The following is a 19,917-nucleotide window of genomic DNA, read 5'->3' on the forward strand; positions in this document are numbered from 1 at the left end:
TCATTCCATTTGGTTTCAACCATTAATTAATATCCTCGTGAAACGGCGCATCTGATGCAAAGTGTATTTACTACACTAACCTCTCAAACCTTGCCGTAAAATGTCTCAAAATTGTGGTTCCTTTGTGATCCTGAGGCCACGGGCTTTGTCGCGCTGTTTTAAGATCTCTTCAAAGACTTCTATTACGTAATCGATATGACTCTGAGTATAAACACGGCGCGGAATAGCCAAACGCACTAATTCATTTGTTGCAGGAATCAATTTATGGTTCTTATCATATTTGCCAAACATTACGCTGCCAATTTCCACACTGCGTATTCCCCAATTTCATATAAGGCACAAACCAATGCTTGTCCGGGATATTGATTAACCGGAATATGCGGATATAATTTTTCGCATCTACATACACAGCATGTCCACCCGCAGGATATAAAACGGGTATACCCATTTTTTTCAAATGATCGCAGAGATATGCGGTACTTTTTATTCTGTAATTTAAATAATCCGCTTCAAATACTTCTTCCAATCCAACGGCAATAGCTTCCATATCGCGTCCACTTAATCCGCCGTAGGTTGAAAAACCTTCCGTTATTATGAGGAGACTCATACATGCATCCGCTAATTTTTTATCCGCAATGGCAAGAAATCCTCCCATATTTACCAGAGCATCTTTTTTTGCGCTCATGATACATCCATCTGCCAACGAAAACATTTCCGTTGCAATCTCCTTATAACTGTGTTTTGCATATTTTTTTTCGCGGTGTTTAATAAAATAACTATTTTCCGCAATGCGACAACAATCAAGAATGAGCAATATTTTATTTTTTTTGCAAATGGCAGAAACATCTTTCATGTTTTGCATACTTACGGGCTGTCCGCCACCGCTGTTATTTGTTACCGTTACAATAACCGCTGCAATATTTTTTTTATGTTTTTTAATTAATGACTGTAATTTTTCCGTATCCAGATTTCCTTTAAAGGGATAATCACTTTCAAAATCTTTCCCTTCTTCAATAGGAATATCAATCGCAGTTGCTCCACTGAATTCAATATTTGCACGGGTTGTATCAAAATGGGTATTGCTGATAAATACTTTCCCTTTTCCTCCCAAATACGTATATAAAATTCTTTCTGCTGCACGACCCTGATGCGTGGGCAAAATATACTCAAACCCCGTAAGCTCATTTACAACCTTATAAAATTTCTGCCAGCTCCTTGCCCCTGCATAACTTTCATCCCCCTGCATCATGGCAGCCCATTGGTTCTGACTCATTGCCGAAGTTCCGCTATCTGTAAGCAGATCAATTAAAACGTGTTGCGATTGCAATAAAAAGGGGTTGTAATACGCCTTTTCCAGATGATGTTCGCGTTCCTTTTGCGTGGTAACCTTAATAGGTTCCACCATTTTTATCTTGAAGGGTTCGATGATGGTTTTAAAATGCATACAACTATTTTGGGGCGAAGGTGGAAAAAAGCCATTTTAATTCTATTGACTTATATCAATTCAAATGGTGAGTAACATCATGTTTGTTGAAGTTACCTATGACATAATGAAAAAGTTCCTTCTAATATGGAATTATAAAAATTTAATTCCAGGCAAATTGCGGAAACATGTGAGTAGAATCAATAAATAAGGCAATTACGATCAATAATCAAATAAATAATTGCTCTTAATTTAACATCAAAAATAAATCCTTTGGGTTATACAATAATGAAAAATAATTTGTTCAAAATTTCAGTGTTGGTTGTGTTGGCATTTACAGCAGTGGTGTGTTCCAAATCAATAAAACTTTCAGTTCCAAATGCTGAGCAGGAAATCTCCCCCGGATCTGATAGTACTGACATTTCATTTGGAAAAAATTCCATATTGGGATGGATTAAAATAGAGGAAGACATAGACATAAAACATTATTTTCCCTTTATGGATAAGCTGATTTTAAAAGCTGATACATTTAAAAACTGGAATATCAATGAATATATAATTGTTCATAGCAATCCATGGATATTGGACTCCTTGGTCGCGAGTGATTATTACTCTTTACAGGAAAAAGGTATTTTTAATTATGATCAAACTGCTATCGTCATTCTTCATAAAGGAGACAGCATTGCTATTCCAGATAGTGCATATGCGGCGAATATAAATAGTAAATTAGCCTCAACAATTATCGATGTAAATATTCCTGAATTTACTTTGCGATTATATCAAATGAATGATACATTACTCAGTGGTCCGGTAAGGGTAGGTCGCGATGCAAAAAAATATATCTACGTAATTGACCGCACAATTGATTTGAAAACACCGATTGGTGAAGGTAAGATCATACGCATTGACCGAATGCACAAAGTAATAAATCTTGATACCGGTAAGGAATATACCGGAACAAACCGCGATGACGGAAAATTCACTAAAATGCCAATTATTCCCTGGATAGAACCCGAAATAAATGGAATTCAATATGGAGCCATGATACATCCCACCACAAATCAGAATACGCTTGGAAAGGCATATTCTCATGGTTGTGTAGGCACAAAAGAAAAGGATGCGTGGATGATCTATTACAATGCGCCAATTGGTACAAAAGTTATTTTTCGATATGACCTTTCTATTATAAATGAAAAAGGAGATAGCGTGGAATTAGAGGATATTTATGGGTTGAAAAAAAAGTGAAAACGGATTACCTTTTATTCGATTGATAAAAGAGTATATATTTGTAAAAAAAGTATGAAACAAACTACAATCAGTCAACTCAGTTCCCTACTCCATAAATTAAAAAACAGCGAAGGATATTTTACCATCCAATTTGAAAATACCACTTCAGGAAAAAATAATAGCAACCAAATTTTTTGTCAACTCCTAAACCCCGGCTCACAACAACCCATCCGTTTTGAAGCGGTCTCCCATCATTTTAATGATAACATTAATAAAGATCTTGAAAGCAGTTTCAAATCAATGGGATTTGATTTACAGGATGGAGAGAATTACACAAAATTTATAAAACTTGATTCGGAGAGTGCTATTGATGAAACGGTAAAGGAGATAGTGAGGATATTTGAGGGGGTTTATGAGGTGGGGGTGGATGGGGAGTATGGGTTTGAGGAGGAGATGTGATGATTACAATTTTTTTATAATAAAAAGGGTTCCAGCATTAAAATTGCTGAAACCCTTTTTCTGTCTGTGGGAACACTTGGATTCGAACCAAGGACCCTCTGCTTGTAAGGCATAAAAATGCCTTTTTCCGTAGTTTTCAATAATTTGCGAAAATAGCCTGAAAGCCTTGTTATTATTGCGTTTCAAGACATTAGCATTTTTCACATGTTTCCAAAAATTATCGAAAATGTTTGCAAATGTTTGCAAATTTGCCCAAATGTTTGCAAATTGTTTGCAAATTTTTCTATTACTTTACAGCATGAAAAATGATGCATCAACCCAAATATTTTTGGATACAAGAAGAATAAAAAAAGATAAAACATATCCTGTTAAATTGAGGGTCACTTTCCAGCGAAAAACGAATTTATATAGTACTGATCTTAGCTTAACTAAAAAAGATTTTGCACTTGCCAATGCTGAAAATCCAAAACCTCCATTTAAAGACATAAAGTTCGATTTAATGGAAATTGAACAGAAGGCAGTAAAAATAATTGGGAAACTCACTCAATTTACTTTCCCTGTTTTTGAAAGGAAATTTCTGGAACGCACTTACGATAAAACTGACCTGTTTGCAAAATATGAGGAATACATCGCCTTACTCGAAAAAAACGACCAGATAGGAACAGCCTCCGCTTATAGGTGCAGTAAAAATTCATTCTATAAATTTTTGGCGAAATTTCACGGACTACAAAGGGAATCCTTTCCTTTCAGTGAGGTGAACCCGCTTTTGTTACAGGAATATGAAAACTACATGTTGAATGAGGATTGTTCGTATTCCACAATTGGGATATATCTGAGGCCAATGCGAACATTGTTTAATATGTCGCGTGAGGAAGGTGATATTCCAATGGATCATTATCCCTTTGGCAAACGGAAATATCAGATTCCCGCTTCCACTAATAATAAAAGACCATTGGATGGAGAACAGATGAAAGTTTTGCTTAATACGCCTGCAAACGAATTTCAGGAAAAGGCAAGAGACTTCTGGTTTCTAAGTTATCTCTGCAATGGCATCAATATGCATGATATTGCGGAAATGAAGTATGGCTACAATTTGCAGGACGAGCAAATTGTTTTTTTGAGAGAGAAAACCAAGAGAACAAACAAAGCCAACCTGAAACCGATAGTTGTTCAATTAACCGATCATTCGCAACGGATCATTGATAAATACAGAAACGCTGATACCAGAAAGGGTAAATATGTTTTCCCTATATTGCAACCCGATATGACCGCTAAAGAAATAAAGCGTGCTGTAAGCAATTTCACCCGATTAGTTAACCAGCACCTTAAAACATTAGCCGAGAAAGCAGGATTAGGAACTGACATCAGTACTTATTGGGCAAGACATACCTTTGCAAACACCATGTTAAACAATGGAGCAAGTATTGAAATGATTTCAGAAAGTGTTGGACATTCCAACAGCAAAACAACTGAAATTTATTTGAGTGGATTTAAAGTTGCCAAGAAAAAAGAATTTGCGAATAAATTGATGGATTTTTTGAATGAGGAAACACCTAAGAAAATATTGACTGAACCATTAGCTAATGTTACCGAAAAAAATGACTGAATCACGCCTGCCTGCTATTGCGGGCCCTCCTGCTCTATGGTATTCAGGGATTGCAATAATAAACCTCAAACAACCTGGCAAATGAATGAACTTCCTTTTAAGCGAATTTATCAGAAACTTAATTTGAAATTTTTCCGTTATTTGAATATATTTACAATATGAAACCATCCTTAAAGAAGCCAGTCATTAAAAAACCTAAAAAGGAAACCGACTTCCAGTTTTTGCTCGAAAAGACTACAAAATCTGTACGAAAGAAGGCTATTAAACGCAATCAACCGGTTGCTGTGTCAGAAAATGGTATTATATATTTGATTTTCCCTGATGGCAAAAAGGTGCCGCAAAACGTCTAATTTTATTTGATGGATGTGAAAAGGTTCCGTTTATTTGCTGGTCCGAATGGCTCAGGCAAAAGTACACTTTTCGAATCATTGCGAGAAAACGGCGAAATTCATACTGAAATTTATATCAGTGCAGATAGAATAGAAGCGCAAATAAAATCAACTGGTATCTTCTATTTTAATGCATATAGGGTTTCAGCCACTCAAGAGGGCTTTGAAAAGTTTTCAAATTCCATTACTTCAACTGAATATTTTCCTATTGATAAAATAAATAAATCAATTGAAATCAAATCTGGTGTTTTATCTATAAAAAAGAAGCAATTAAGTCTCAACTCCTATATTGCATCTGTAATAGCTGCTTATCTCACCGATCTATTATTGAAAACAGATCAATCCTTTTGTCTCGAAACAGTAATGTCTCATCAATCAAAAATCGAAATATTAAAAAAAGCAAATAAGGCAGGGTTTAAAACTTATTTGTATTTTGTTTGTACTGAAAATCGGGAATTAAATGTTGAACGTGTTAAACTTCGAGAAGAAGCAGGTGGGCATGGAGTGCCGGAAGATAAAATAAAATCCAGGTATGATCGTTCGCTTTCGCATTTACAATCAGCGATTGAAAATGTTTCAGTATATTATTTGATTGATAATTCTGATGAATTCAAATTATTAGTGCATGGAGAAAACGGGAAAATTTTATACAAATTAGCAATACTCCCTATTTATATTCAAAAATTTTATACTCCTAAAATTGAAGAGTAACATGCATACTACCTACATAAAAAAAACCGATCCCCATTACGAATTCAACATCAACACTGGCTACATCTATACCGATCTATGCAATATGTGGTCAGAAGTTCCAAGAGAGTTATTTGAAAAAGTGGAATGGAAATTAAAAAGCATACTCTGGTATAAGAAAATAATTACGGTTCCATTTGTTGATGAAAAGAAAGAATATCTTGATGGTAAAAGAATTTTATTAAATTCAGTTCAGGAATATAGTAAAGACCCCAATAACCCACCTTACACTGAATACTTTGTACATCCGAACGGCGCAATTGGTTTTGATTTAATTGCCTATAATGAAAATTGCCTTTTGGAAAATGATATAGATGCTGATTTTGATTTTTTCTTTGCTCTGAAACTGATAGTGATTGATCTTATGAAGCTGGAAGAATTTCTTGTTTATCAATTTGAAACAAATTTTATCAGTGATAATAAAAAATATAAAAGTTTTCTTCAGGCTTTGATTTTAAAATATAGAACTTATTTTCAGAACCAACCTATTGCTGAAATGATACAAGGTTTTATTGCAAACGAGCTTAACCTGCAACAAAACCAATTAAAACATCACAAACCCTGGGTTGAGAAAATAAACGCACCTGAGGCCCTATTATTGAAAAATGAAGCACCTTCCATTCCAGAGAAGATAGAAACCAAGAAATTCCCAAACATCTTTGCCGAAACAGTCAATCCCGATCATCTCACCGTAAAACAAGCCTCTGAGTTTCTCAATATTGCCGAACAAACCATTTATGGCTATACCCACCGAAAACAAATTCCGTTTTATAAACCACATAAAAAGCTGTATTTCCTCAAATCAGAATTAGAGGCCTGGTTGAGGCAGGGCAAACAAGGGATTAAAGAAAGAACTCCTGTAAGGATTACCACACGAAAGGGAAGGTGAACTATTTTTTAGAATTTGCTTTTTTGAAAAGTGAAGAAAACTGAGGTTTTGCTTTAAGGGCATTTTTAAGTAGACTGGCGAAATAATATTGTTTACTCTTGCAAACCCCTTAAACCCATTTTTTAAAAATTTGATGCCTGAAAAGTGCAAAAAACGCCTGTTTTTTCTTTTAGGGCATTTTGGGAAAACTGGCGAAATACTATAGTCTACTCTTGCAAACCCCGTAAATCCATTTTTTAAAAATTTGATTCTCTGAAAAGTCTAAAAAACGCCTGTTTTTTCTTTTAGGGGACTATTGAAAACTGGCGAAATAATATTCATTACTGCCGGAAACGGGCTGTATGATCTTTTAAAAATTTGATCCCCTGAAAAGTGCAAAAAACTCCAGTTTTTTCTTTTAGGGCATTTTTGGAAAACGGGCGAAATAATATTGGTTATTGCTCAAAACGAGGTGAATGAATTTTTTAAAATTTGATTCTCTGAAAAGTGAAGAAAACTAAGGTTTTTTCTTTTAGGGCATTTATTGAAAACTACTGAAATAATATTGATTATTCCTAAAACTAGCTTTGGTGTTTTGAAAAGTGCAGAAAACTGCGATTTTTTCTTTTAGGCACTTTTTGAAACTGCTGAAATATTTTTGATTATTCGTGTAAGTCACTTTAAATTTTAAATTCAAAAAAAGTAAAAAGCTGAACTTCGTCTTTTAGGATTCAACCCAAAAAGAAGGGAAACCGAAAAAACGGAATTTTAAGGCAAATTTTCTTTTAGAAGAAAAAGTGAGGAAAACAGCAAATTTCCTCTGTAAACTGGAAAAAAATTGCAAGTGGCAAAAGTGTTAAAAAAAGTAATGGTGTTTGCTAAAAGACGAAACGGTGTTTTAATAGCGGTTTTGATTTTTTTAAGGTTACATTGAGTGGAAAGGGGATTTTAAGAGTAAATTTTTATTTTGGGTTTATTGGCCAAAAACAAGTTATTTCTTTTAGGCGAATTTGGTCTAAAAACATAAGTTTTCCGGCAAATTGAAATCGAAAACAGTTGTTTTCAAAAAATCTTAATTTGAAAACTGGTTATTTCTTTTAGGCTAGTGGCGAAACTCCGATAACCAAATTGCTGACCTTTTTAGATGGAAATTTCTATTAGGCGAATTTGCTTGTAAATTGACGGATTTAATTTAAGATAATCATATTATTCTAGCTTGCATATTTGTAGTAGTTACAATTTTGGAGTAGGTTTGAGTAGATTTTTCAAAATTTACCTAAAGCTATGACCAATATAAATCTATTAAAAGAAAAATTTGGTACAAATCGCATCCCGTATGCTGAACTTTTAAAAGCAGATGAGTGGAAAACAAAAAGAGCCGAAATTCTTGAAAGAGATCTTCATATGTGCCAGAATTGCGGTAATAAAAAAAGTCACTTCTATCGTGGTTTTCAATTACTTTTTAAAGAAACAAATTCAGGCACAATAAAGGGTACTAATCAGTTCCCAATTACTCCATCGGAATTGAAAGAAAAGCTTGGTGTTGATAAAATAGAAGTATTTACATCTCCGCTCAATGATGGCCAATACTTTGGCTTGACATCTAAGGGTGACATAATACTTGTCAATTACTCCCCTTTATTACATCAAACTGAAGGCGTTATTTGGGAGGCATCATTGTCCACAGGAGATTCTTTTTATTTATTAACAGTAAGCGAAGACAATACTTTTCGTCACATTGAATATATTATTCCCACTATTATTGAAAAACCAATTCATATTCATATACATCATAAGTTTTACTATTTAAAGAAGTATCCATGGGAGTATGATAATGATTGCCTAATTGCGCTGTGCAATGAATGCCACTTCCACTTACACGACCATGAATATATTCCCGTTTACGAAAACCGTGATGGAATGCTTGTTGACCTACAACTTAGTCCATGTGAGAGATGCAATGGCGCTGGTGTTTTTCCAGAGTATTCACATGTAGAAGACGGAGTGTGTTTTAGATGCAATGGGGAACGATATGAAGAATTAATTCTTCAAAAATAAATTATAAATTAGAGAAAAACAACACAATTCAACTTTCTAAGCACTTGTTTATTTATTATTTAAACAATGTACTCTTATATTTCGATTTAAAATATTTTGCATATTCACTATCTGGATATTTGTTAATTAGTTCTTTTATTTGTTGCTCCCAATCCGTGACTATTGATATAGGTTCTAACTCGTTATTACTTAATATTATCAAAACACCTTCAAGGTATTTGTAAATAGTCTCAAGAAATTCATAAATATATTTATAGCTTTTTATTCTTATAAACCCATATTTTGTTATTTCAAATTCTTTACTCCTTTCTAATCGGTTCAATAATTTACGGTTGCCCATTCTGCCTATATTTGAATTAAAATGTAAAAGACAATTTCTTACCTCCCGAAATAGGTGAATCCTTTTCCATTCTTTACTATATTTTTCAAAATTACAATTTGTTAAACTTTCAATTTGCACTTTTGATCTTTCAATATCAATATTTATTCCCTGAATTTCTTCTTGCTTATTATTGCTAAATTGCACAGAGCAAATTGCTGCCAAATCTTCTAAATATCCTTCTAAAAAAGAATATGCAAGCAAAATCATCGTAGTGTTTATTAAATGCGGGTAACGCTTGAAATACTTAAATTCCTCCCGTTCCACCTTTTCTAATATAATATCATCGCTTTTATTCTCCCTTTTCATTCTTGAATATGTCCTTGCTGCTTGAACATGAGGGTCACTGCGCATATCCTGAAGATCATAAAAATAATCTTTTAAGTCTTTGATAAATTCATTGACATAAAGTTGATCCTTTTCCAGTTTTGTGTAAAATTTGTTTTTCATATTACTATTAATAATTTCCCTATAAGCCTATCGAAATAGCTGCCTATGCCTTTCTAAATAATTAAAATTCTCAGAATTGAAATTTCTTATTTTCTCTTTTCCACTAACTCCAATCAATGCATATGCATTTTTTTCAAAGATTGCAGATAATATGATTTTACCGGTATTTTCAAAACTTATTAAACTTTTATCAAACAGCGCATCATAAACCGGTGAAAGTAAAATACCATTATTTACATCTAACCTTTCCTGATCAGTAGAATCTTTCCATGGAACAATATGCGAAGCAATTAGGATTTCCGGTTTATTAAAGCCGGTAACGGCGCATTCATATTGCCAACGATGAATAATTCTTTTACGGTATGCACCTTGGCCAACTCTTGAAGTTACTAGTCCTTTTCGCTCTGTTTCATTCGGGGTATCTAATAAGTGAGCATAATCCAATTCCATTACCGATTGCACACCAACAAATTTGGATGCAATGGCGGGCAAAGTTGCGCCGGCTCGTTTAAAAAAGTATTTAATACCAACCCTCAAATGTCCGCTACTATCTTTTGTTTCGAAATAATCGAAGTCATGAAATTCGAGTTCTGAGACAAATTTGACATATGCTGACCGAACATATTCGAAAAGAAAAACCCTCTTTCCATTATTTAAATGTTCGCGAAGTGCTAGATTACCCTTTACAAATTTCATATCGCCTTGCTGTCCTTCACCGGTATAGCAAAAAATATTTGGATTGTCCCAACCATCCAAATATCCATGGGCTGCTCCTTGTATTCCTGTAAAAATGAATATATATGGAAATCTGGCACATGGGGCAATACCTCCCTGTCTGTTACCTCCATATTGATCATGAATTGCAGACCGCTTGTATACCATTTCTGTAATAAATGGGAGCATAATGGTTTAAAATTAGGTTTTTTTGCTGAAATAAATTTTCCCTCTAATAATTGCGATATTGTTTATATTCGCAGGTATTGGGACTTATGATTGTACATGACATCCTGTTGATAGACAATTTAATAACAAGGGATTGTTTGAATCATCACAATTGAATTTTCAAAAAATTAGTAACTAAAAAATGACCCAAAAACAACTCGAAGTCTACTTGTTGGAAGCCGCCAACATACTACGTGGGATGATTGATGCCGCTGATTTTAAGCAGTATATATTTCCATTATTGTTTTTTAAACGAGTGAGTGACCTGTGGGATGAAGAATTCCAAACAGCACTATTGGAAAGTGGTAACGACCTAAGTTATGCTGAATTTGCAGAAAATCACCGTTTTCAAATACCCAAAGGTTGCCATTGGGAAGACGTAAGAAAGAAAACAGTTGATGTGGGTGCTTACCTGCAAAAAGCATTGAACGGAGTTGAGAAAGCAAATCTTGAAATACTGCACGATGTCTTTGGCGATGCCCCTTGGACAAACAAACGCCGAATGAGTGACGAAAAAATGCTTGACTTGATTGAGCATTTCAGTAAGATGAAACTCACTATTGCTGAAGTACCCCACGACATAATGGGCGAAGGCTACGAATACCTGATTAAGAAATTTGCTGACGACAGCGGACATACTGCTGCCGAGTTTTACACCAATCGGACCGTTGTAAAACTTATGACACAAATTACCGATCCAAAAAGCAGCGAAAGTATTTATGACCCAACTTGTGGCAGCGGTGGTATTTTGTTGAGTGCCGCCTTGCATTTGAAAGAGCAAGGCAAAGAATACCGGACTCTGAAATTGTATGGGCAAGAACTTAACTTAATTACATCTGCGATTGCACGTATCAACATGTTCATGCACAATGTAGATGAATTTTCGATTGTACAGGGCGACACCTTAGATAGCCCTCAGATATTGGAAAATGACGAACTGAAAAAGTTTGACGTAATAATGGCTAACCCACCATACAGTGTAAAAAAGTGGAGCCAAGCCAAGTGGATGAATGACCCTTATGGTAGAAATATTTGGGGAACTCCACCACAAGGCTGTGCCGACTATGCTTTTCAGCAACACATAATGAAAAGTTTGAACCCCGAAACAGGCCGGTGTGTAGTACTTTGGCCGCATGGTGTATTGTTTAGAGACAGCGAATCCGAAATACGCAAACGTATGATTGAAGAAGATTTTGTAGATGCCATTATTGGATTGGGTAAAAACTTATTTTACAACAGCAGCATGGAAAGTTGTTTGCTAGTATGTAGAATGAAAAAACCAAAAGAAAGAAAAGGCAAAATTATTTTTATTGATGCCAAAGAGGATTTACGAATCGAACGAACTAACGCTTGGCTGGAGCCGCAGCATATAAAAAAGATAAGTGATGCTTATTGGAAATTTAAAAATGTTGAAGGTCTTGTAAAAATAGAAAGCAATAAAGAAGTATTAGCTAATAATGGCAATCTGAGCATACAATTGTATGTGAAGCAAGTTGTAGGTGACAACAAACATAACACACAAGACCTTATTGCTCAAGTAAAAACAAGCCAAAAACAGATTAATGCGGCATTGCAGGATTTATTTACTAAACTTAAAAATATTGGTATAAATTCATGATTAAGTTGAAAAGAGATAAATGGAGAATAGTTCCTTTGGGAGAAATCTGCAAACTGGAATATGGAAATAACCTTACCGATAAAATGCGAAACGGTGGTTCTGTACCTGTTTACGGTTCTGCTGGAATTGTTGGCTGGCATAATAAACCGTTGACAAAATCACCTACACTAATTGTAGGCAGAAAAGGTTCTGTTGGGAATGTTTTTTATTCAAATGTACCTTGCTTTCCAATTGATACAACTTATTATGTTGAAGAATCGGTTTGTAAAGAAAATTTGCGATGGCTTGAATTGTTTTTAAGCAACTTTAATTTACGTCAATTGAATATGGCAACTGCCGTTCCTGGGCTTAATAGAAATATTGCTCACTTAATTCAAATCCCTCTGCCCCCACTCGAAGAACAAAATCAAATAACTACACTTTTTCAATCTATTGAAGCGGCTATGGGGCAAGTGGATGGGCAGGTGAAGAATTTGAAAGCGTTACAAAAATCACTAGCGAATGGATTGTTGAATAAAGAACCTGTTTTCGGAAATTTATTGACAAGCAAAAATTGCACTGTAACCACCTTTGGCGAAATAGCAGAATGCGATAAGAAATATCCAGAACACGAAAAAGGAGTTGAACGTTTTGTTGGTTTGGAGTGGATTGAAGCAGATAATTTCCAACTACAAGGCTTTGGTGTAGTAGCTAACGGAACCACATTTACCAAACGTTTTGCATCAGGCGATATTCTATTTGGTAAACGCAGAGCATATCTTAAAAAAGTTGCTGTTGCCCATTTTGATGGAATATGTTCAAGCGATATTTTGGTGATAAGAGCTAAAGCAAATAAGATGTTGCAAGAGTTATTACCTTACTACATTTCAGCCGACGCCTTTATTCAGCATGCTGTAAGCACTTCGGCCGGTTCATTATCCCCAAGAACCAAATGGAAAGATTTAGCCTTACTTGGAATTTCAATTCCTGATATAAAAACTCAGCAACGGATTTTGGAAGTATTAAAGCTTTTGGAAACTACTATCAATCAAATCAAAGAACAAAATTCAAATTTAAGGAATTTGAAGACAAAATTATTACATGAAATATTAAACTAATTGCAATGGTAATAACTGAAATACATAATTTAGTTTTTGATTACTTGACACGATGGAGCGATACCACGGATGCTAAAAATAATCTTTTTTATATAAGAACAAAACAAGATGAACGGTTTAAAAAAGGTTATTGGTTTCCGGGTGATGAGTCTTATGTTGCAATATCTTTTTGGACAGGAGGTGATAGTTTAAATAGAACGCCGAATATCTACTTTTGCATTGAACCAGACAGAGGAATATTTGCATACATTATTGCGAGAGATTCAATTAATAAAAAAAAATATTTCCAAGCGCTTGCACAAAGCCTGGAAGGCTACAGCGTAAATAAAAATAAGGATATCTGGAGCAAACAATTAGGCACTTTTGAACAAGATAAAATCACCAATTTATTATCCCAGTATTTAGAAAATGACAAGGAATTTATTGATGAATATATAAGAACAACTCTCGACAGAATTAATGAGTCTGATTCATTTCTACTTGAAGATGAATATTCATCAAAATTTGGGTTCATTACAATCAATCAATTTAAAAAACTACGCAATAGGGTTGAAAGTATAAATTATGAAAGGAGATTTGAGCATTTAGTCAAAAATACGGAAACTAAAAACCCAGTAGGCGCCACCGAATTACCTTTAACACTAAGGTCAATTGATATTAAAAATTATAAGGGCATTATAAGTCATGACTTGATTCAAGACTTACCGTTAAATGCTAAATGGATTTATATTACAGGGGAAAACGGTATTGGTAAAACAATATTATTACAAGCAATAGCCCTTGGCCTAACTAATTATGAAGAGAACATCAAGCATCTTACTAAAGGATGTGAATTAACTATTGGATTTTGCCAAAATGGTAAACACTTTAGAAATAATGTTGTAGAAAAATATAATGAAGATTTTACAAATATAAATCATCATTTTATTGGATACGGACCAATTAGACTAATCACTCAGGCAAGTAATTCTCAAAATCAAGAAAGTTTAAATTCTTCCAATATTTATAACCTATTTAATAAAGATGGATTATTGAAAAATGTCGACTACCTACTTCTAATGAGTTATATAAAAGAATCTAAGGTCGAGTTTGAGAATTTAAAAAATGCTATAATTAAAATTGTCGATAATAGGCTTATAAATATTACTATGAGTATTTATGGTGAAATGCTATATACTGAAGCAGATGAATTAGGGAATGAACTTACTATTCACAATGTGGATGCATTATCAACTGGTTTCCAAGGGCTAATAAACCTTGTAGGCGATATAATAAGTAGATTTTCATTAATCAATAAAGATATATCGTATGAACAGTATGAAGGGATAATTATTATAGATGAATTAGAAAATCATTTACATCCTATATTTCAAAAAAAATTGCCTTCATTACTTTCAAGTATTTTCCCAAAGGTGCAATTTATTTGCTCAATTCATAGCCCAATTCCATTGCTAGGTGCTTTGGAAAATTCAGTAATTTTAAATATTAATCGAACCTCAGAGGAAGGTATTACTATCGAAAGGATTGATCAATTATTTGAATTTGATAAATTGAATCCTAACATCATTTTAACATCCCCGATTTTTGGATTTAAAGATATTTTCCCCATTACATATGACCCAGGGAGTGACCGAATTTCTACTGTCGATTATTATAATGATGAGATTTTTAGAAAGACTTTAAAACAAAAATTAGATAATTATCTAAATGAAGATATAAAATGATAGCGAGGGATAGAACACACATGCCAATTCCGCAAACTCTAATATCAAACGAATGTTTAAATTCACTTTCAGAAATAATTAACGACATTACTTCTGGAATTGATACAACAATAAATGCGGGTAAAAAAAAGATTTCCGCTAATTATTATAGAGGTCAAAAATTAACGTTACCTGATGGAAGTGTTGTACAAGATGTTGCGTATGCATTGGGAACTCTATATGAATGGAAGTGTGCCTTTTGCGAGTCTAAACGATATAAGCCACAAGTGGAGCATTTTAGACCGAAAAAGAGGGTTACAGGGCCAGCCCCTAATCCTTTAGGGTATTACTGGTTATGCTATTCATGGACCAATTTATTACCGACTTGTAAAGATTGCAATGAATCAAAACTTAATTCATTTCCAATAAATCAACATCATAATCGAGTATTTACTCCTTCATATTTATTAACTCAGGTATTAGACCAAGATACCCTACTTTATCAAAATTCACCATTAATTGATGAAGAACCTTTGCTTATTCATCCTGAATATGTCAATCCTGAAGTATGCTTTTCATTTAATTTTAAGGGTGAAATTAGGGGGATAGACGCAGAAGGCAGAGGTGAAATGACAAAAAACACAATGGGCTTAGATAGTAAAGACTTAAACTTTTTTAGACAAAAGGAAATTGATATATGTGTTGAAATGATTGAACTAGCAATATTATATGATGTTGAACAAATGTTTAATGATGTATTGAATAAGATAAGATCCAGGGCATTGAATACAGCGGCGGAATACACCTTGCTCTATAAACAAATTTATATAAGATTCGAAGAATTGATACTACCAATTCTACCATTTCCAGTACAAGCCATCGTAATAGAATTATATTTAAATAATAGAGATTTGAATGGCATTTAACGAACAAAATACAGTAGAATATTTCATAATTCACCAACTCACGGGGGTGAACTTAAATTCCGTGAAAGGTAATGTAGTAAAAGAAGATGCTGTAGAATATGATTCGGTAAAATGGAAATATGTGCAAGCCGATTTATTGCAAAGAGATATTACCGAAGTGTTTGTAGAAAAGGAATTAAAAGAAGCCCTTTGCCGACTCAATCCTGATATAGCCGCAAATCCTGACCGAGCCGAAGAAGTAATTCATAAACTTAGAGCTATACTTATTACCGTAAATAATGTGGGTTTGGTTAGAGCCAATGAAGAATTTGCAAAATGGTTGCACAATGAAGTAACGCTTCCAATTGGTAAAAACAATGAACATGTTGCAATTCGCCTAATAGATTTTGTCGAATTGAAGAACAACAGCTTTATACTTTGCAACCAATTTAAATTGAGAGCGAGAGAAACAAAAATTCCGGACATTGTTTTATTCGTCAACGGAATTCCGTTGGTGGTGGGAGAAGCGAAAACGCCTGTGCGACCGGCAGTTACATGGTTTGATGGAGCACATGATATTAATGTGGTGTATGAAAATTCCGTTCCGCAATTATTTGTGCCCAATGTATTTTCATTTGCAACCGAAGGCAAAGAAATATTTATTGGCGGTATAAGAACACCATTAGAGTTTTGGGGTCCTTGGAGAATAGAGGAAGAAAAAGACGAGTTAAGTCATTTTATCGGTTTACATGATGTTGCTAAACAATTAACGCATTTACTAAAGCCTTCAACGCTGTTGGACATTTTACAGTATTACACCATTTACGCCACCAACAGCAAGAAGAAAAAAATAAAAGTTGTATGTCGGTATCAGCAATACGAAGGAGCGAATGCAATTGTACAACGAGTTAGAGAAGGTTTAATTAAGAAAGGATTGATTTGGCATTTTCAAGGTTCCGGAAAATCGTTGTTGATGTTGTTTGCTGCTCAAAAATTGCGAAAGCAACAAGACCTAAATAATCCAACAGTATTGATTGTTGTGGATCGGGTTGATTTAGATACACAAATAACTGCAACCTTTAACACTGCTGAAGTGCCTAATATGATTACTACCGATAGCATAAAAGAATTGCACAAGCTATTGGAACAAGACACCCGGAAAATCATAATAACGATGGTGCATAAATTTAAAGATGCATATCCCGATATGAATAAGCGGGACAATATTATTATGATGGTAGATGAAGCACATAGAACGCAAGAAGGTGATTTGGGACGCAAAATGCGAAACGCTTTACCAAATGCTTTTCTATTTGGTTTAACCGGTACACCAATAAATAAAGCAGATAAAAATACATTTTGGGCTTTTGGTGCAGAACAAGACAGTGGTGGTTATATGAGTCGTTACACATTTCAAGAAAGTATAAGAGATAATGCCACTTTGCCTTTACACTTTGAGCCCCGTTTACCGAATTATCATATAGACAAAGAAGGTTTGGATATCGCTTTTAAAGAAATGGCAAACGACCTGAGTGAAGAAGATAGAAACAAACTCAGCCAGAAAGCCGCAAACATGGCTGTGTTTTTAAAATCACCTGAACGAGTAAAAACAATTGTTGCCGATATTGTAGAACATTTCAAAGCTCATGTAGAACCTGAAGGTCTGAAAGCCATGATTGTAACACCGGATCGAGAGGCTTGTATTCAATATAAAGAAGAATTAGATATATTAATAAATCCCGAAGCTAGTGAAGTTGTAATCAGCTCATCTGCAAATGATGATTATGATTTCAAACAAAAGTGGGCGATGGACAAAGACAAACAGGAAAAAGTTGTTGAGAAATACAACGATGCAGATTCGCCTTTGAAATTTTTAATTGTAACTGCAAAACTTTTGACTGGCTTTGATGCTCCGATTTTGCAAACAATGTATTTGGACAAGTCTCTGAAAGATCATACACTATTACAAGCTATTTGCAGAACCAATCGTTTATTCCCGAATAAAACATTCGGAAGAATTGTAGATTACTTTGGTGTGTTTGACGATACGGCAAAAGCACTGGCATTTGACGAAGAAAGTGTGAAACTTGTTATTACCAACTTGCAGGAATTGAAAGACAGACTTCCTGAATGGATGGAAAAATGTTTAAATCATTTTGTTGGCGCAGATAGAACACTGTCAGGTTTTGAGGGCTTATCAAAAGCACAGGACTGTATTAATACGAACGAAAAAAGGGATGCATTTGCAAAAGATTTTAGCAGCCTCACAAAATTATGGGAGGCACTTTCACCTGATCCGGTTTTAAATCAATTTGAAAAAGATTACAAATGGTTGTCGCAAGTATATACTTCCGTAAAACCAGCATCAGATGACAATGGCAGATTATTATGGCATGCATTAGGGGCACAGACAACAGCACTCATACATGAACACATTCACGTTTCTGGCATTAATCATGACATGGAAGAAATGATTTTGAATGCAGAAGTGATTGATGAACTAATGAACAAGAAAGATCCAAAACAAGCGGAAAAAGTTTTAAAAATTCTTGTAAGTCGTTTAAATAAACACGGAAACCACCCAACATTCAAACGACTAAGCGAAAGGCTTGAAGCTATTCGTGACAAAGCAGAAAAAGGATTGATAAATTCTATCGAATTCATTAAGGAACTATGTCAACTAGCAAAAGAAACATTACAAGCTGAAAAAGGAACGGAACCCGAAGTAGCACAGAAAAATGCAAAAGCCGCATTGACTGAATTATTCCTTGAACTAAAAACAGAAACAACACCTGCAATTGTAGAACGTATTGTAAATGACATTGATGAAATTGTAAGAGTAGTTCGGTTCGACGGTTGGCAAAACTCTACAGTAGGTGAACGTGAAGTGAAAAGGGAATTACGCAAGGTGCTTTGGACGAAATATCAGATTAAGGATGAGGAGTTGTTTAATAGGGGATATGAGTATATTAAGGAATATTATTAAATTATTCTTACTAGATGCCATCTCATGTAAATCAACATTTTGTTCCGAAATTTTACCTGAAATACTTTTCAGTTGATAGAAATAATAAATCAATAAACATATTCAATAAGGACAATGAAAAATATATAGAAAATGCAAGCCTGGCATCACAAGCATATAAAAAGTATTATTATGGCACAGATGGCCTTTTGGAAAAAGATTTAGCTGATGTTGAAAGCAAGGCCGCCTTATTACTGAATTATATTGCAAAATCACTTTATTTGCCAGAGCAATTATCTGAAGTACATAAATTTTTACTTTTTTTTATTTTACTTACAGATTTAAGAAATCTAAATTATAATAAGAAATTTTCTGAGTCACTGAATTCCATGCACAATTCCATCTATAAAAAAGGTGAAGTTGTTGACCCAAAATTCGACCTTCGCACAGAAAATACCGTAAATTTGTCACTGACAGCATTGCCAGTTCTAATTGATTTATGTGCAGATTTGGATTTCAAATTGATTATTAATGGTTCAAACATTCCTTTTGTAACTTCTGATTATCCTGTAATTAAATACAATCAATTTTTAGAAAATATATTACCTGGCTCAATGAATACTGGTTATAGCAGTTTAGGGTTACAAATTATGTTTCCACTATCTCCCAAAACATTGATAATTTTTTTTGATCAAAGTATATATAAGGTAGGGTCTGCTAAAAAGAGAGTAGTTAATATTGACAAGGAATCCGAAATTGAAATGTTGAATATGCTTCAAATACTAAATAGTGGAATTAATATTTATTTCAACAATGAATTGCCAAAATCAAAAATATTTAATTTATATTATAAGTCTAAAACATACAAAAAACCTCACCAAAATATAACTACGATAATTCCTGATTCACCTACTTCAGCGTATCATATTACTACTACTACACCACTTGAAACAAAAATGCAGATGGATTGGATCAAAATGACTGATTACTCTAAGAAATTAATACTCGATAAATCTAAATTTGTCCATATGCGTCCTTGGGCGGAAAAAATACGAAACAATGATGTTTAATTAAAAAT

15 protein-coding genes and 1 pseudogene are annotated in these 19,917 nt (G+C 34.1%); 13 read left to right on the plus strand and 3 right to left on the minus strand.

Annotated elements, in window-relative coordinates; translation table 11 throughout:
- Nucleotides 1-70: 70 nt before the first annotated feature.
- A pseudogene (locus IPI31_17785) lies at nt 71-1,444 on the minus strand (tryptophanase).
- A 252-nt stretch (nt 1,445-1,696) separates the two neighbouring features.
- On the opposite strand from IPI31_17785, the gene IPI31_17790 reads away from it, so the two are divergent.
- The 7 genes from IPI31_17790 (at nt 1,697) to IPI31_17820 (ending at nt 8,780) form a co-directional block, all read left to right on the plus strand.
- Nucleotides 1,697-2,668 carry a L,D-transpeptidase gene (locus IPI31_17790; GenBank protein ID MBK7569675.1) on the plus strand — a complete coding sequence of 324 codons (972 nt, stop codon included), beginning with the start codon at nt 1,697-1,699 and terminating at the stop codon, nt 2,666-2,668.
- A gap of 54 nt (nt 2,669-2,722) precedes the next feature.
- Nucleotides 2,723-3,109, plus strand: a complete 387-nt coding sequence (locus IPI31_17795) for a hypothetical protein (protein MBK7569676.1) — start codon at nt 2,723-2,725, stop codon at nt 3,107-3,109.
- A gap of 226 nt (nt 3,110-3,335) precedes the next feature.
- Nucleotides 3,336-4,715 carry a site-specific integrase gene (locus IPI31_17800; GenBank protein MBK7569677.1) on the plus strand — a complete coding sequence of 460 codons (1,380 nt, stop codon included), beginning with the start codon at nt 3,336-3,338 and terminating at the stop codon, nt 4,713-4,715.
- 158 nt (nt 4,716-4,873) lie between these two features.
- On the plus strand, nt 4,874-5,065 hold the full coding sequence (locus tag IPI31_17805; protein MBK7569678.1) for a hypothetical protein: 192 nt from the start codon (nt 4,874-4,876) through the stop codon (nt 5,063-5,065).
- A gap of 6 nt (nt 5,066-5,071) precedes the next feature.
- Complete coding sequence (locus IPI31_17810; GenBank protein MBK7569679.1) at nt 5,072-5,815, plus strand: zeta toxin family protein; 744 nt, start codon at nt 5,072-5,074, stop codon at nt 5,813-5,815.
- Nucleotide 5,816: 1 nt separating this feature from the next.
- Nucleotides 5,817-6,743 carry a helix-turn-helix domain-containing protein gene (locus IPI31_17815; GenBank protein MBK7569680.1) on the plus strand — a complete coding sequence of 309 codons (927 nt, stop codon included), beginning with the start codon at nt 5,817-5,819 and terminating at the stop codon, nt 6,741-6,743.
- 1,263 nt (nt 6,744-8,006) lie between these two features.
- A complete protein-coding gene (locus IPI31_17820) occupies nt 8,007-8,780 on the plus strand; it encodes a hypothetical protein (GenBank protein ID MBK7569681.1) in 774 nt (257 codons plus the stop codon).
- A gap of 55 nt (nt 8,781-8,835) precedes the next feature.
- On the opposite strand, the gene IPI31_17825 is transcribed toward IPI31_17820, so the two are convergent.
- Together IPI31_17825 and IPI31_17830 are read right to left on the minus strand one after the other, a co-directional pair.
- Nucleotides 8,836-9,609 carry a hypothetical protein gene (locus IPI31_17825; protein MBK7569682.1) on the minus strand — a complete coding sequence of 258 codons (774 nt, stop codon included), beginning with the start codon at nt 9,607-9,609 and terminating at the stop codon, nt 8,836-8,838.
- Between the two features lie 27 nt (nt 9,610-9,636).
- Nucleotides 9,637-10,512 (minus strand): HNH endonuclease, encoded by an 876-nt coding sequence (locus IPI31_17830; protein ID MBK7569683.1) that lies wholly within the window; start codon nt 10,510-10,512, stop codon nt 9,637-9,639.
- Nucleotides 10,513-10,693: 181 nt separating this feature from the next.
- On the opposite strand from IPI31_17830, the gene IPI31_17835 reads away from it, so the two are divergent.
- Genes IPI31_17835 through IPI31_17860 form a run of 6 tightly spaced genes read left to right on the plus strand, consistent with a single transcriptional unit; the run spans nt 10,694 to nt 19,909 of the window.
- Nucleotides 10,694-12,169, plus strand: a complete 1,476-nt coding sequence (locus IPI31_17835) for an SAM-dependent DNA methyltransferase (GenBank protein ID MBK7569684.1) — start codon at nt 10,694-10,696, stop codon at nt 12,167-12,169.
- Nucleotides 12,170-12,174: 5 nt separating this feature from the next.
- Complete coding sequence (locus tag IPI31_17840) at nt 12,175-13,266, plus strand: restriction endonuclease subunit S (protein ID MBK7569685.1); 1,092 nt, start codon at nt 12,175-12,177, stop codon at nt 13,264-13,266.
- Nucleotides 13,267-13,271: 5 nt separating this feature from the next.
- Nucleotides 13,272-14,990, plus strand: a complete 1,719-nt coding sequence (locus tag IPI31_17845) for an AAA family ATPase (GenBank protein MBK7569686.1) — start codon at nt 13,272-13,274, stop codon at nt 14,988-14,990.
- A 20-nt stretch (nt 14,991-15,010) separates the two neighbouring features.
- Nucleotides 15,011-15,895: an HNH endonuclease gene (locus IPI31_17850; GenBank protein MBK7569687.1), complete on the plus strand. Its 885-nt coding sequence runs from the start codon at nt 15,011-15,013 to the stop codon at nt 15,893-15,895.
- Nucleotides 15,885-18,860 (plus strand): HsdR family type I site-specific deoxyribonuclease, encoded by a 2,976-nt coding sequence (locus IPI31_17855; GenBank protein ID MBK7569688.1) that lies wholly within the window; start codon nt 15,885-15,887, stop codon nt 18,858-18,860. The genes IPI31_17850 and IPI31_17855 overlap by 11 nt, the downstream gene beginning before the upstream one ends.
- Before the next feature lie 14 nt (nt 18,861-18,874).
- On the plus strand, nt 18,875-19,909 hold the full coding sequence (locus tag IPI31_17860) for a DUF4238 domain-containing protein (GenBank protein MBK7569689.1): 1,035 nt from the start codon (nt 18,875-18,877) through the stop codon (nt 19,907-19,909).
- Nucleotides 19,910-19,917 lie beyond the last annotated feature (8 nt).

The sequence above is a fragment of the Bacteroidota bacterium genome (assembly GCA_016706865.1).
Lineage (GTDB): Bacteria > Bacteroidota > Bacteroidia > Chitinophagales > BACL12 > UBA7236.